Origin of the sequence: Pseudomonas sp. SJZ080 (genome assembly GCF_007828295.1) — a bacterium.
GTDB lineage: Bacteria > Pseudomonadota > Gammaproteobacteria > Pseudomonadales > Pseudomonadaceae > Aquipseudomonas > Aquipseudomonas migulae_A.
The window spans coordinates 102923-116405 of sequence record NZ_VIUK01000013.1 but is presented as its reverse complement, the minus strand read 5'-3'; the positions used below and the strand labels follow the sequence as shown (position 1 = coordinate 116405).

The 13483-nt window shown below is 58.9% G+C and carries 14 protein-coding genes; 9 read left to right on the top strand and 5 right to left on the bottom strand.

Features of this window, described 5'->3' with window-relative positions; all coding sequences use genetic code 11:
• Nucleotides 1-3: 3 nt before the first annotated feature.
• Complete coding sequence (gene fkpB, locus FBY04_RS18230; protein WP_174602658.1) at nt 4-441, top strand: FKBP-type peptidyl-prolyl cis-trans isomerase; 438 nt, start codon at nt 4-6, stop codon at nt 439-441.
• A gap of 173 nt (nt 442-614) precedes the next feature.
• Nucleotides 615-1562, top strand: coding sequence for a 4-hydroxy-3-methylbut-2-enyl diphosphate reductase (gene ispH / locus FBY04_RS18225; RefSeq protein ID WP_084319493.1), 948 nt, complete (start codon nt 615-617; stop codon nt 1560-1562).
• On the opposite strand, the gene FBY04_RS18220 is transcribed toward ispH, so the two are convergent.
• Nucleotides 1531-2085: a GspH/FimT family pseudopilin gene (locus tag FBY04_RS18220; protein WP_084319491.1), complete on the bottom strand. Its 555-nt coding sequence runs from the start codon at nt 2083-2085 to the stop codon at nt 1531-1533. The two genes, ispH and FBY04_RS18220, sit on opposite strands and share 32 nt — an antisense overlap.
• 131 nt (nt 2086-2216) lie before the next feature.
• On the opposite strand from FBY04_RS18220, the gene FBY04_RS18215 reads away from it, so the two are divergent.
• From FBY04_RS18215 to thiO, 7 genes are read left to right on the top strand one after another with little or no spacing between them, the layout of a single operon-like run.
• Nucleotides 2217-2690, top strand: a complete 474-nt coding sequence (locus FBY04_RS18215; RefSeq protein ID WP_084319489.1) for a GspH/FimT family pseudopilin — start codon at nt 2217-2219, stop codon at nt 2688-2690.
• A complete protein-coding gene (gene pilV / locus FBY04_RS18210) occupies nt 2687-3136 on the top strand; it encodes a type IV pilus modification protein PilV (RefSeq protein WP_084319487.1) in 450 nt (149 codons plus the stop codon). Before FBY04_RS18215 ends, pilV begins: the two co-directional genes overlap by 4 nt.
• Entirely contained in the window at nt 3133-3852 is a 720-nt protein-coding gene (locus tag FBY04_RS18205) for a PilW family protein (RefSeq protein ID WP_145316034.1), read from the top strand. The genes pilV and FBY04_RS18205 overlap by 4 nt, the downstream gene beginning before the upstream one ends.
• 11 nt (nt 3853-3863) lie before the next feature.
• On the top strand, nt 3864-4343 hold the full coding sequence (locus tag FBY04_RS18200; protein WP_145316031.1) for a PilX N-terminal domain-containing pilus assembly protein: 480 nt from the start codon (nt 3864-3866) through the stop codon (nt 4341-4343).
• Nucleotides 4330-7434 (top strand): pilus assembly protein, encoded by a 3105-nt coding sequence (locus FBY04_RS18195; RefSeq protein WP_145316029.1) that lies wholly within the window; start codon nt 4330-4332, stop codon nt 7432-7434. The genes FBY04_RS18200 and FBY04_RS18195 overlap by 14 nt, the downstream gene beginning before the upstream one ends.
• Before the next feature lie 14 nt (nt 7435-7448).
• Entirely contained in the window at nt 7449-7847 is a 399-nt protein-coding gene (locus FBY04_RS18190) for a type IV pilin protein (protein ID WP_145316027.1), read from the top strand.
• Between the two features lie 56 nt (nt 7848-7903).
• Entirely contained in the window at nt 7904-9004 is a 1101-nt protein-coding gene (gene thiO / locus FBY04_RS18185) for a glycine oxidase ThiO (RefSeq protein ID WP_145316025.1), read from the top strand.
• 117 nt (nt 9005-9121) lie between these two features.
• Here the strand turns inward: thiO and FBY04_RS18180 are convergent, their stop codons facing one another.
• The 4 genes from FBY04_RS18180 to FBY04_RS18165 all read right to left on the bottom strand — a co-directional run bounded on the left by FBY04_RS18180 (nt 9122) and on the right by FBY04_RS18165 (nt 13414).
• The gene (locus FBY04_RS18180; RefSeq protein WP_084319476.1) at nt 9122-10453 is read right to left on the bottom strand and encodes a sigma-54 dependent transcriptional regulator; all 1332 of its coding nucleotides are present in this window, start codon (nt 10451-10453) and stop codon (nt 9122-9124) included.
• 2 nt (nt 10454-10455) lie between these two features.
• Nucleotides 10456-12045 carry a PAS domain-containing sensor histidine kinase gene (locus tag FBY04_RS18175; protein ID WP_145316023.1) on the bottom strand — a complete coding sequence of 530 codons (1590 nt, stop codon included), beginning with the start codon at nt 12043-12045 and terminating at the stop codon, nt 10456-10458.
• Nucleotides 12035-12268 carry a PP0621 family protein gene (locus tag FBY04_RS18170; RefSeq protein WP_084319472.1) on the bottom strand — a complete coding sequence of 78 codons (234 nt, stop codon included), beginning with the start codon at nt 12266-12268 and terminating at the stop codon, nt 12035-12037. Before FBY04_RS18170 ends, FBY04_RS18175 begins: the two co-directional genes overlap by 11 nt.
• A gap of 123 nt (nt 12269-12391) precedes the next feature.
• The gene (locus tag FBY04_RS18165; protein ID WP_145316021.1) at nt 12392-13414 is read right to left on the bottom strand and encodes an outer membrane protein assembly factor BamD; all 1023 of its coding nucleotides are present in this window, start codon (nt 13412-13414) and stop codon (nt 12392-12394) included.
• Between the last annotated feature and the right edge of the window lie 69 nt (nt 13415-13483).

Below are 13483 nucleotides of genomic sequence, written 5' to 3'. Positions count from 1 at the left end.
GTATTGGCTGAGCAACGCATCCGCCAGAACACGGAAGTCACCTTGCACTTTGCACTGCGCCTGGAGAACGGCGACACCGTCGACAGCACCTTCGACAAAGCCCCGGCGACCTTCCAGGTCGGCGACGGCAACCTGTTACCAGGTTTCGAAGCGGCACTGTTCGGCTTCAAGGCGGGCGATAAGCGTACGCTGACGATTCAGCCGGAAAACGCGTTCGGCCAGCCAAACCCGCAAAACGTGCAGATCATCCCGCGCTCGCAGTTCAAGGACATGGACCTGTCGCCGGGTTTGCTGGTGATCTTCAACGATGCGGCCAATACTGAGCTGCCTGGCGTTGTGAAGGAGTTCGATGACGAGCAAGTGACCATCGACTTCAATCATCCGCTGGCCGGCAAGACATTGACCTTTGACGTCGAGATCATCAGCGTCAAATCGTTGTAACTGACCCCACCGGCTCGCGATAACATACGTTCTTTCTGAATCTACGCGGTGTCCTGTAGGAGCGAGCTCGCGATGGGCGTCAACGAAGACGCAAACATCCTGGCGAAACGAGTCTTCTTTTCGTTTTTCGCGAGCAAGCTCGCTCCTACACAGGGCAAGACACGAGGCACAGCATGCAAATCAAACTCGCCAACCCCCGTGGCTTCTGCGCCGGTGTGGACCGTGCGATCGAAATCGTCAACCGCGCCCTGGAAGTCTTCGGGCCGCCGATCTATGTGCGCCACGAAGTGGTGCACAACAAATTCGTCGTCGAAGACCTGCGCGCTCGCGGCGCGATCTTCGTTGAGGAACTGGATCAGGTGCCCGACGACGTGATCGTGATCTTCAGTGCCCACGGCGTTTCCCAGGCTGTTCGCACCGAAGCCGCTGGCCGTGGCCTCAAAGTGTTCGACGCGACGTGCCCGCTGGTGACCAAGGTGCACATTGAAGTTGCGCGATACAGCCGCGACGGCCGTGAATGCATCCTGATCGGCCACGCCGGTCATCCGGAAGTCGAAGGCACCATGGGCCAGTACGATGGCAGCAATGGTGGCGCGATCTATCTGGTTGAAGATGAAAAAGACGTTGCCGCGTTGCAGGTGCACAATCCCGAAAAACTGGCATTCGTCACCCAGACGACCCTGTCCATGGACGATACCAGCCGCGTCATCGACGCCCTGCGTACGCGCTTTCCGGCGATCGGTGGTCCGCGCAAGGACGACATCTGCTACGCCACGCAAAACCGTCAGGATGCAGTCAAAACACTGGCCGATGAATGTGACGTGGTGTTGGTGGTCGGCAGCCCGAACAGCTCCAACTCCAATCGCTTGCGTGAGCTGGCAGAGCGCATGGCCACCCCGGCCTACCTGATCGACGGTGCCGAAGACCTGCAAAAAAGCTGGTTCGACGGTGTCGAGCGTATCGGTATTACCGCTGGTGCCTCCGCTCCTGAAGTGCTGGTGCGTGGCGTGATTCAGCAACTGCAGGCCTGGGGCGCTACCGGTGCCGATGAGCTGGCCGGTCGCGAGGAAAACATCACGTTCTCCATGCCTAAAGAGTTACGCGTCCGTTCTTTGCTTTAATCTTTTTCGCTGTACACAGCGCTTGTTCAGCCTTCTGGCTGTCCAGGCGCACGCGGCCGGAGCGGGCCAGGACCACCTGCAGGTGGCTGACCGGTTCGCGAGCCGCGCAAATATGCAATGTCCCCGCTTGAAAGGCCTTGCCCGGCATCAATGGTTCGCCTAGACGGCTGAAACGTACAAAACGGTTCACACTCCAATTGCCGATAATCGGCACACCGGCGTCACGTGCGTGCTCAATCAACAGTGGATTGCTTCTGTCTTCAGGGCCTTTGCCACTGATGTCCAGAATAATCCGCCAGCCCTGACCCCAGTCTCCATTGATGCCATGGATCACGACATTCTGGTTATGGGTGAGTGCCGCAGTCCTGGCATTGCGTATACCGCTGATCAACGACTCCGCTGCTACTTCTCGATGGTTCGACTCGGTGAGTGCTGCGAACGCCGGACTGACCAAATGCAGAACAATCCCGACAATCATCAGTCCCATAAGCAGTTCAATCAGACTGAAACCTTGCTGGCGCATGAAAACTCCCTCCCTGGAATGCGGTTGCCCGCGCAATCCTTGCGCGAGTAATAGGAAAACAACCGAACATCAGTCCGTCGAATGTTCTAGCGTGTAACAGCAGGTATAGCCGACGGCAACGGAGGGCACCGATGGATCATCGTACAAAAGGTTTCACGCTGATCGAGTTGCTGGTCGCGCTCGCCGTCTTTCTGATTCTGATCACCCTGGCGGTGCCGGCGTTTACCCGTTCGGTGCAAGGCACCAAGGCCGACACTGAAATCGGCGACCTGCAGCGCGCTTTGAATTTCGCCAGGCTTGAAGCCATCGACCGGGGCATTACCACCCGGGTGCGTCCAACCGCTGGCGGTAGCGTCTGGACCGGAGAGTTGGCGGTCTACGACAGTACTGGCACTCCGGCCAGTGTGTTGCGGGTTGTTCCAGCGATGAGCAGTGACGCGACTCTGACGCTAACCTCAGGAGTGACCGCCATCGATTTCAACAATCTGGGCGGTCTGTCGGCACCGTCCACGGCGGTGGTGATCAGCTATGTACTGGGGGCGCAAAGCAGGACGCTGAATGTGTGTTTGAACGGACGAATTCTATTGGGTGGAAGTTGCGGATGAGGGGATGGAGCAAGCGAGCACAGGAAGGCATGACGCTGATCGAGGTTCTGGTGGCGTTGTTGATTCTGAGCGTGGGCCTGTTGGGGGCGGCGGCGTTTCAGCTCAATGCGCTGAAATACACCGACAGTTCGCGCATGACCAGCCAGGCAAGTTTTATCGCCTACGACATGATGGACCGCATCCGCGCCAACTCCGGCGCCGATTACACCGTCACGCCGCCGACATCGGGCAACCTGAGTGTCGCTCGGGATCAGGACCTGTACGACTTCACCTCCAACATCGTCAATTTCCTCGGCAGCACCGCCACGGGCAGCGTCACCCTTAATCAGCGGGTGTACACCATCACCATCACTTGGGACGACTCGCGGGCTGCCAATGTCGCCAACTCTCGCCGCAGCTTTGTGCTGACCAGTCGCGCCGCCGTCGATCCGGTGTCGACGCCATGAAGCGGCTCAATAGAGGTTTCGGCCTGATCGAAATGCTGATCGCCCTGGCGTTGAGCCTGGTCGTGGTACTTGGTGTGGCGCAGGTTTTTATCGCGGCCAAGAACACCTACGCCAGTCAGAACGCGGCGGCGAACATTCAGGAAGATGCGCGTTTCGTGCTGAGCAAGATGATTCAGGAAATCCGCATGGTGGGGATGTTTGGGTGTCTGGGGACGATTACCGATGCAAGCGCGGGAGGAAGTTTCTATCTCAGTCAGGTAGCGCCGATCAGTTGGGACCATGCCAATCTCAAGCTGACCCTGGTGACAGCCGATGTGGGAGCGGGCGGCAGCACACCGACTTGGACGGTGGTTTCCGATTGCCGCAACACGGCGACGGCTTATTCCAACAAGCAGGATCCTGCGACGGGACAGTTGGCGTTTCCGATTCGGCGGCTGGTCTACAGCCTTAAGAACGGGCAATTGACGATGGGCAGTGGCATCGGGACGCCGACTCAGGCAGTGCTCGTCGACAACGTCAGCAAATTCGACGTGAGCTTCGGCCTCGCTGCGTCGGCCACTGATACATCCGCTTCCAGTTACAGCCCCAACCCATCCGACCCTGCGCGAATCCGTAGCGTGCGCCTGACGCTGACGCTGACGCTGAGAGATCCGAACAGTCGCGTTAGCGAGCAAACCTTCAACGTGGTTGCCGCTTTGCGCAACCGCCTGCCATAAGGGGAGGGCCGATGAATTTCTCTTCCATGACCTCTCACTCCCAGCGCGGCATGGCATTGCTGGTGAGCCTCGTGTTCCTGCTGTTGCTGACACTGATCGGAATTTCATCGATGCAGAACGCCACCCTGCAGGAAAAAATGGCCACCAGCGTGACCCTGCGCAATCAGTCGTTCCAGATCGCCGAAGCCGCGTTGCGCATCGGCGAAAGTGCGGTGCAATTGAGTACTTATGCATTGCCGGTTTGCAGCGGCAATCAATGTTTGCCACCCGCCGAGTCATCGACCATCACGGCTGCCGGTCTCAATTCCACTTCAGGTGTCACCTGGATAGCTGCCGCCAACGGTTTCTACGGGGTGCAGAACATCGGCACCACGTTGAACGCCGTGAATGTGCCAAGCAACACCTCTGCGACGCTTTATCGGGTCACGGCAGTGGCCATCGTCGGCAATAACGTTCGCAGTGTGGTGGAGAGCATCTATGCCAAGTACTGACAGGTGTTCCGGGATCTGGCGGTTGCTTTCTGGCGTTGCATTGGGCCTGTACCTGTCAGCCCCTGCATACGCGTTCACGCCCTCGGATTCGCCCTTGCTGAGCGCTGCGGCGGTTCCGCCAAACGTGATGCTGCTGATCGACGACTCGGGAAGCATGAACAACATCATTTGGGCGCCGGATTTCAATCCTGCGGCCAATCAAGCACCAATTGCGAATTGCAGCTCCAACACCTCATGTTTTTCGGGCCAGAGCCTGGACATGGACGATACCAATATCGCTCTGTCGAGTCTGAATCGCGGCGGTTGCTCGACCAACGGCAATTGGTACGGTTTTTATCGGGGGTTTTTGGGGCTGTCATCGATTTGTCTTAAGTTGCCTGACCCGGTGGGCAATGAAAACACCCGTTACACGGCTAACTACCTGTCTTATCTGGTAACGCAGGCCAATGGTGCAAGCCGGGATTACACCACCGGTGCGATCCCCAATGATTACCGTATGAATGTCGCGAAGGATGTGTCCAAAAAACTCGTTACCAGTAATCGTGCGCTGCGTATCGGCCTGTCGACGTTCAATCCGCCTTCGAGCTCCAATTCCGGCCCCGGTGGTTTTATTGCCCGCGCAGTCAGTGATCTGTCTCCCGTTGGCAGCGTTACCCAGGATAAAGCGGACGATAACTTCGATGACCTGATTTCATCGATCACGGGTTTGAGTGCAATCGCCAATACCCCGCTGGCAGAAACCTATTACGAGATCACGCGGTACATGCGCGGCATGGCGCCGTACTACAACTCGACGCCCACCACTTACACCAGCCCGATCCAGTATCGCTGCCAGAAAAACTACGGCGTGGTGATCACCGATGGCCTGCCTACGTTCGACCGGGCCTTCCCGACCAACGACCCGCTCGGTGGCAGCCGTTTGCCGAACTGGGATGGCATCAGCGCGAACGATGGCGACAATCTCTCCGGTGATGGCGAGGGTGATACGTTGTATCTGGACGACATTGCCAAATTCGCTTTCGACATCGACATGCGAACCACCGGTACCGACGGCGCCGGCAAGAACTGGAACGCCACGGATTTCCCCACGCAGAACATGAACACCTACGCCGTAGGTTTCACTGCCGCGAACCAGATGTTGTCGGACGCCGCCAGATACGGGCAGGGCAAGTACTATCAGGCAACAGACAGCGTCGGCCTTAACACCGCGCTGGCATCTGCCCTGAGCGACATCACGTCGAAAGCCGGTTCAGGAGGTAGCGGCACCACCAGCAGCTCAATCGTCGGGGCTGGCTCTGCCTATTTCCAGACCAGCTATGACCCCAAGGACTGGCGCGGCACCATCAAATCCTACGGGTTCACCTCCACCGGATCGGTCAACACTTCATCAGTGCTCTGGACCACCGACACCGCCATAGTGCCCGGCGCTACGGCGCCGACTTATCAGTCCTGGAACACCGCGAGCAATACCCCCGTCACCCTGGCTTACACCAATTTCGACTCGACACAACAGACAGCGCTGAGTCAGGGCCTGCCCACCGGCATCACCGGCAGCGATCTGGTGGAGTGGAGCAAGGGCACCAACAAAGCGGGCTTGAAAGTACGCAGCGTGTTGCTCGGCGACATCATCAACTCACCTTTGGTCTTGGCCTCGCCGGCGGACAAAACCGCATCGGATCTGGTGAGTGACACCAGCTACACCACCTATCTGGCGACCAAAGCCACCAACATGAACGCCAGCCTGGTGGTCAACGCCAACGACGGTTTTGTCAGCGTCATCAACTCGGGTAACGGTGCGAGGCGCTATGCCTACATGCCTTCCAGCGTACTGCCGTCGTTGCGCTTCATCGCCGATACGGCCTACATCAACGGCGTCAGCCACAGGTTTCTGGTCGACGGGCAGGTCGGCGTATTCGATGCACAACTCAACGGCGCCTGGAAAACCCTGGCGATCGGCGGGACAGGGGCGGGTGGCAAGACGTTTTACGCGTTGCAGTTGTTTGACGCTTCGCCCAGTAACGTGATCAAGGCGTTGTGGGAAATCAGTGCTCCCGGGACTGCAAACCCGGCGAACGTTTTCAATGATCTGGGTTATGCCTACGCCCGTCCGGAAGTGGCACGCTTGTCGAATGGGCGGTGGGCAGCGTTCATTTCCAACGGCTATGGCAGCAACTCGGGCGTGGCAGCGTTGTACGTGGTGGATATCCTCGATGGGTCTCTGATCAAGAAAATCGTGGTCGACAGGACGGAAACTACCAACGGCCTGTCGTCGGTGAAGCTCAAGGTCAACTCGCAGAATGTGGTGCAGGCCGCCTATGGTGGCGACCTGAAAGGAAGGCTGTGGAAGTTTGATTTAAGCGGCACCAGCACGGACACCTGGGGCGTAGCGTTTTCCGGCAAGCCGTTGTTCACGACCGCGGGCGGTGCCTCGCAGCCCATCACCGCACAACCGCTGCTGGCGGACAATTCACTGGGCGGTAAAGTGGTGTTTTTCGGCACCGGCAAGTTCAACGAGACCGTCGACAAGACCAACAAGGATCTGCAGGCGTTTTATGCGGTGTGGGATGCGGACGGTGGCTCCGGACAGATCACCACGTCAAGTTTGCAGATTCAATCGGTGACGGGCGTGTTCTCGGGAAGCTCGGGGCAATTCATCACCACCAGCCAGAACGAAGTGACCTATCCGGCGGAAAAGGGCTGGTACCTGCCACTGGTCTACAACAGCGTATTGACCGGTGAGCGGGTGATTAACCAGGCGGCGCTGGTGTTGGGGCGCATCGTATTTACCACGGCCATTGTGGATACCACGGATCCTTGTGCCAGTTTCGGCACTGGCAAAGTGGTCGAACTGGATGCGTTCAGCGGTAAGATGCTCAACTACGCGGTGCTCGATACCACGAGCGATGGCCTGATCGATAGCAAGGACGCTATTTCCAGTGGTGTGATCATGACGAGTGGAAATCCGATTGTGAATAACATCGTCGACGGTGGAACCAAAAAGTTCGTGGGCGACACCAGTGGCACGGTGACCACGCTGACCGAAAAGGGCGGCGGCGGCAGCCGTCGCATCATGTGGCGACAAATTCAGTAAGCGAGAGTTGAGGCATGCGCAGATCCAACCGAGGTTTTACCCTGATCGAAATCATGATCGTGATTGCGATCATCGGGATCGTCATCACCATTGGCTACCCGAGCCTCACCGAATACGTGAAAAAGGGGCGCCGGGCTGAAGTGGCCGGACTGCTCTCCGAGCAGGCGCAGATTCTCGAACGGTTTTACTCGAAGAGTAATGTCTACACCGGTGTCACCGGCCTGAGCACCGGCAATGACTACTACACCATCACCCCGACTGTGACCGACCAGACCTTTCTGCTGACCGCAACGCGCAAGGCCGGCAGCATGGCCACTGACAAGTGTGGCGATTTCACCATCAACAACACCGGTGTCAGAAGCATGGTCGGTGCAAAGACCGGGCTGACCACCAAGGATTGCTGGGGGCGCTGAGTTTCTTTTCCGGGCGCCTTTTGCGCCCTCTGTCTATCTAACGTTTGGATCGGAACATGACCATGCAACAGCAAGTGGTGATTGTCGGCGGCGGTGTGATTGGCCTGCTGACGGCGTTCAATCTCGCGTCCGAAGTACAGAGCGTTGTGCTGCTGGACCGTTCGAATGTCGGTCAGGAATCGTCCTGGGCCGGTGGTGGCATTGTTTCTCCACTTTACCCGTGGCGCTACAACCCGGCGGTCACCGCGCTAGCCCACTGGTCCCAGGATTTTTATCCACAGCTGGGCGAGCGACTGTTCGCCGCGACAGGAGTTGATCCCGAGGTGCACATCACCGGCCTGTACTGGCTGGATCTGGATGATGAGGCCGAAGCGCTGGCCTGGGCCGAGCGGGAAAACCGTCCGCTGCGGGCTGTGGATATCTCGGCGGTGCACGATGCGGTGCCGGTGCTGGGCGCCGGTTTCTCCCGGGCGATCTACATGGCCGACGTGGCCAATGTGCGCAATCCGCGGCTGGTGAAATCCCTCAAGGCCGCTTTGCTGGCGCTGCCGAACGTGACGATTCACGAGCAGTGCGAGGTCAGCGGGTTTATCCGTGAAGGCGATAATGTCGTCGGCGTGCACACTTCGACGGGCGCGATCCACGCTGATCAAGTGGTGCTGACTGCTGGTGCCTGGAGCGGTGATTTGCTCAAAAGCCTTGGGCTGGAACTGCCTGTCGAGCCTGTGAAAGGGCAGATGATTCTCTACAAGTGCGCGGCGGATTTCCTGCCAAGCATGGTGTTGGCCAAGGGGCGTTATGCGATTCCCCGGCGCGATGGCCACATTCTGATTGGCAGTACGCTGGAGCATGAAGGCTTCGACAAGACACCGACCGCGTCTGCGCTGGAGAGCCTGAAGGCCTCTGCGGTGGAGCTGATTCCTGCGCTGGCGGAGGCCGAAGTGGTCGGACACTGGGCCGGGCTGCGACCGGGTTCTCCGGAGGGAATTCCCTACATTGGTCGGGTGCCGGGGTTCGATGGGTTATGGCTCAACTGCGGGCATTACCGCAACGGGTTGGTGCTGGCGCCGGCGTCGTGCCAGTTGTTTGTGGATGTGATGCTGGGCAGGGCGCCGATTATTGATCCGGCGCCGTATGCGCCGGCCGGGCGGATCTGATCGCGGCGTCTGTGGTATCGCCATCGCGGGCAAGCCCGCTCCCACAAGGTTTGCGTCGATCACAATATTTTCAATCGACACAAAACCTGTGGGAGCGGGCTTGCCCGCGATGGGCCCTCAATCCAACCCGAACTTCTTCAGCCTGTAACGCATCGACCGAAACGACAAATTCAACCGCTGAGCCGCCGCCGTGCGGTTCCAGCGGGTTTCCTCCAGGGCCTGGAGAATGAGTTTGCGTTCGACGTTGTCCAGATAGTCTTCCAGATTGTCGATCTGCGTCAGGTCCGGCACCCCACTGTCTGCAGTGCAGTTGCCTTCGGCCAGTCGCAGGTCGCTGGCTTCGATCTGCTTGTTTTCGCACAAGGTGTGAGCCCGTTCGAGCATGTTCTCCAGTTCCCGCACGTTGCCCGGAAAACGATAGCTTTTCAGCGCCTCGAGCGCTTGCGGGTGGAGTTTCGTGGCGGGCTGGCCGCTGCCGGCTGCCAGACGTTTAAGGACATGAGTGGCCAACGATTCGATGTCATCACGGCGTTCGCGCAAGGGCGGAACCCGTAATTCGATGACGTTGAGCCGGTAGTACAAGTCCTGGCGAAAGCGTTCGGCGGCGACTTCGGCGGCGAGATCTTTGTGGGTGGCGCAGAGGATGCGCACATCGACCACGGTTTCCTGTTGTCCGCCCACGCTGCGAACGGCTTTTTCCTGAATCGCCCGCAACAGTTTGACCTGCATCGCCAGCGGTAAATCAGCCACTTCGTCGAGGAACAGCGTGCCGCCATGGGCTGCCTGGAACAGCCCGGGTTTGTCTTCGATGGCACCGCTGAAGCTGCCTTTGCGATGGCCGAAAAATTCGCTCTCCATCAATTCCGACGGGATCGCCCCGCAGTTCACCGGAATAAACGGCTGGTGGGCGCGGGAACCTTGTTCATGGATCAGTCGTGCGACCAATTCCTTGCCGCTGCCGGATTCGCCGCTGATGTACACCGGCGCCTGGCTGCGGGCCAGTTTGTCGATTTGTTTACGCAAATTGCGCATGGGCAACGAGTCGCCCAGCAAGCGACGATCGACGGTGGCACCCGGTGCGGGCATGCGCAGTGCGCTGGTGACCAACTCGCGCAGGCGGGCGAGGTCGACCGGTTTGGTCAGGAAGTCGAAAGCACCGGCTTTTAGCGCGTTGATCGCCGTTTCAAGGTTGCCGTAAGCGGTGATCATGGCCACCGGCAGTTGGGGGTAGCGTTGCTGAATGTGTTGCACCAGCTCAAGGCCGGTGCCGTCCGGCAGGCGCATGTCGGTCAGGCACAGCTCGAACGTTTCGCGCTTCAACAGGGCCTGGGCTTCGCCAAGGTTGCGGGCGCTGAAGGTGTCGAGTTTCATTCGTCCCAGGGTGATTTCCAGGAGTTCGCGGATATCCGGTTCGTCGTCGACGATCAGGACTTTTTGCCGTGGGCTCATGTTCAACTTTGTTTCCGTCCGTGAGCAAAGGTGATGCGAAAGCAGCCGCCGCCTTGGCGTGGTTTGAAGTCTAGGCGGGCCTGGTTGCTTTCGCACAGTTCACGGGACAGATAAAGCCCCAGGCCTGTGCCTTGGGCGCTGGTGGTGAAGAACGGTTCGAACAGGTGCACTTGCTGATCCGGTGCCACGCCGGGGCCATCGTCCAGGACTTCGATGATCGGTAGCTGAGTGTCGGGGTCGATGAACAGATCAAGCCAGACCTGCGCCTGATCGTGGGTTTGAGCGCTGTGGCGCCAGGCATTGCGCAGCAGGTTGTCGAGAATCTGGGTCAGTTGGTTCGGGTCCATCAGGGTTTGGAAGTCTCCCGAGCCGATATGCAGATGAATCTGCTGACGATCGAGTGCACCTTCGCGACTTTCTGCAACGAACTGTTCCAGCCACGGCTTCAGATCAAGCCGTTGCGACACGGTTTGCTGGCGGCGGGACAGTTGCAGGACGTTTTCGATAACCCGATTCATACGCTGAGAGTGATCTTGAATAATCTGGGTCAGACGTCGGTCCGCGCGGTTCAGTTCCTCCGATTCCTGCAATAACTGGGCGGCATGACTAATGGCGCCCAGCGGATTGCGTATTTCGTGGGCGATCCCGGCTGTCAGGCGGCCGAGGGCGGCGAGTTTCAGTTGTTGCGCCTGCTGGGCGATTTGCGCGAGGTCTTCAAGAAAGACCAGGATCTGGTGGTGTGGGCTTTGGTCCAGCGCAATGAAACTCGGTTGCAGCTCCAGGCCACTGCCGGTGACTTTCAGGCTTTGGGGGCGCAGCGTCGGGTTGTTCAACCACAGTTGCAGGCGCTCGACGAGTGCGGGTGAGTGGTCATCGATTCGTTGGCCTTCGAGGTTGTCACGGCCCAGCAGGGTCTGGGCGCTGTGATTGGCCAGTTGCACTCGCCGCTGGTCGTCGAGCACCAGGATGCCGGTGCGCATGCGCTGCAGGATCAGCGCATTAAGGGCTTCAAGGCCTACGACTTCACTGGCCCGTTGCTCGGCGAGGGTTTCGCTGACTTCCACGCGCTGGATCAGCCCTTGCACCAGCAAGGCAGCGGCAAAACACAGCGCACCGAGCGTACCGACTTGCAGGTAATCGTTAGGGGGGGCGGGATGGCTGAAGCTCAGGAGAAAACTCAGCCCGACGATGCCGATTGCGGCGACGGCGGCAATCAGCAGGCCGATACGACTTCGCAACAAGGCATTGCTGATGGCCACTGAAACGATCAGCAGGTTGCCAATGGCGCTGGCAACACCACCGGCGGCATAGAACAGGCCGCACAGCAGCAGCACATCCATCAGTGCCAGGCTGAACAGTTGCGCCGGACGGCGGGTGTTCTCAAGGAAGACCACCAGCAGAATGTTCAGGACCAGGTACAACCAGCTGCCGCTGCGCAACAGGTCGTCATTGGAATAGGTCAGCAACTGGTTGTCGAGGTTGCTGGAGATCAGCAGCACCAGGGTGATGCCGACACTCAAGCGGTAGAGATGATAAAGGCGCAGCAGTCGCTGGGCCTGTTTGCTGCCGGGACTGGACGTCTCAGCGATCACTGGTGCCCGGGCCTTGCTCGAGGTGAGCCTGGCTGCAATACCACTGTTGTTGAAGGTTCAGCGCGCGGTCGCGGGGCAGGTGGACGCCACAATGGGCACAACGGACCATGGGCGCGGCTTCCAGTTCGGCAGAGGACTTGGGTACAGAGGGTTGAGCCTTGAACTTGCGCCAGAACCATACCGCAGCGGCAATCAGGGCGATCCAGAACAATAGACGAAGCATGGTGAGCTGCTTTATGACGAGTGATTCTGCAGTTTAGCCAAGGACATGACGGGCGCACAGCGTAATAAATCGCTGAAATAAAAAGGGAGACTCAAGAGTCTCCCTTTTTGCACAACCGAGGTATCAGTCGAACACGCCGAAGGTCATGTAGCTGAACCACGAGCGGTCGCTGTTGTTGGCTTCGGACTCGTGTTCCTCTTCTTCGATCACGTCGCCATTTTCATCTTTAGGCTTGAGATCGTTCGGAATCGCGTCTTTGGCGTCTCGGAATTGTCTCTGCACGTCCTGGTTGGCGCGGGTTTCGCCCGGCGGCAGCGGTGGACGGGATTCGATCAGGCCCAGGGTCGCCTTGCTCAACCACGAACGGTTGTCGGCTTCGTCTACCGACGGCACGAACTGACCGTCCACCAGGGTTGGGTGGTTCGGGTAGTTGAGCTTCAGGGTTTCGAGGCTGGTGGCCGCCAGGTCGTCCAGGTGCAGACGCTGATAGGCTTCGGTCATGATCGCCAGGCCATCACCGACCGACGGGGTTTCCTGGAAGTTTTCCACAACGTAACGACCACGGTTCGCGGCAGCGACGTAGGCCTGACGGGTCAGGTAGTAGTCGGCAACGTGAATCTCGTAGGCCGCCAGCAGGTTGCGCAGATAAATCATGCGCTGCTTGGCGTCCGGCGAGTAGCGGCTGTTCGGGAAGCGGCTGGTCAGCTGGGCGAACTCGTTATAGGAGTCGCGGGCAGCGCCCGGGTCACGCTTGGTCATGTCCAGCGGCAGGAACCGCGACAGCAGGCCGACGTCCTGGTCGAAAGACGTCAGACCCTTGAGGTAGTAGGCGTAATCCACGTTCGGATGCTGTGGGTGCAAACGAATGAAACGCTCGGCGGCAGACTTCGCAGCCTCAGGCTCGGTGTTCTTGTAGTTGGCGTAGATGAGCTCGAGTTGAGCCTGATCGGCGTAGCGGCCAAATGGATAACGCGACTCCAGCGCCTTCAGCTTGGCTGTGGCGGCGGTGTAGCTATTGTTGTCCAGGTCGGTCTGAGCCTGCTGGTACAGCTCGACTTCGCTAAGGTTTTCGTCTACGACTTCCTTCGATGAGCAAGCAGCGGTCAATGCGAGGATGGCGATCAGCAGCAGGTGTTTCACTTGCATGGCGGCTTGCGTCCCTATGACGGCCGCTGTCTTGGGCGGGGCCGTCCTGTTATGATGAGCGCCCCGTTG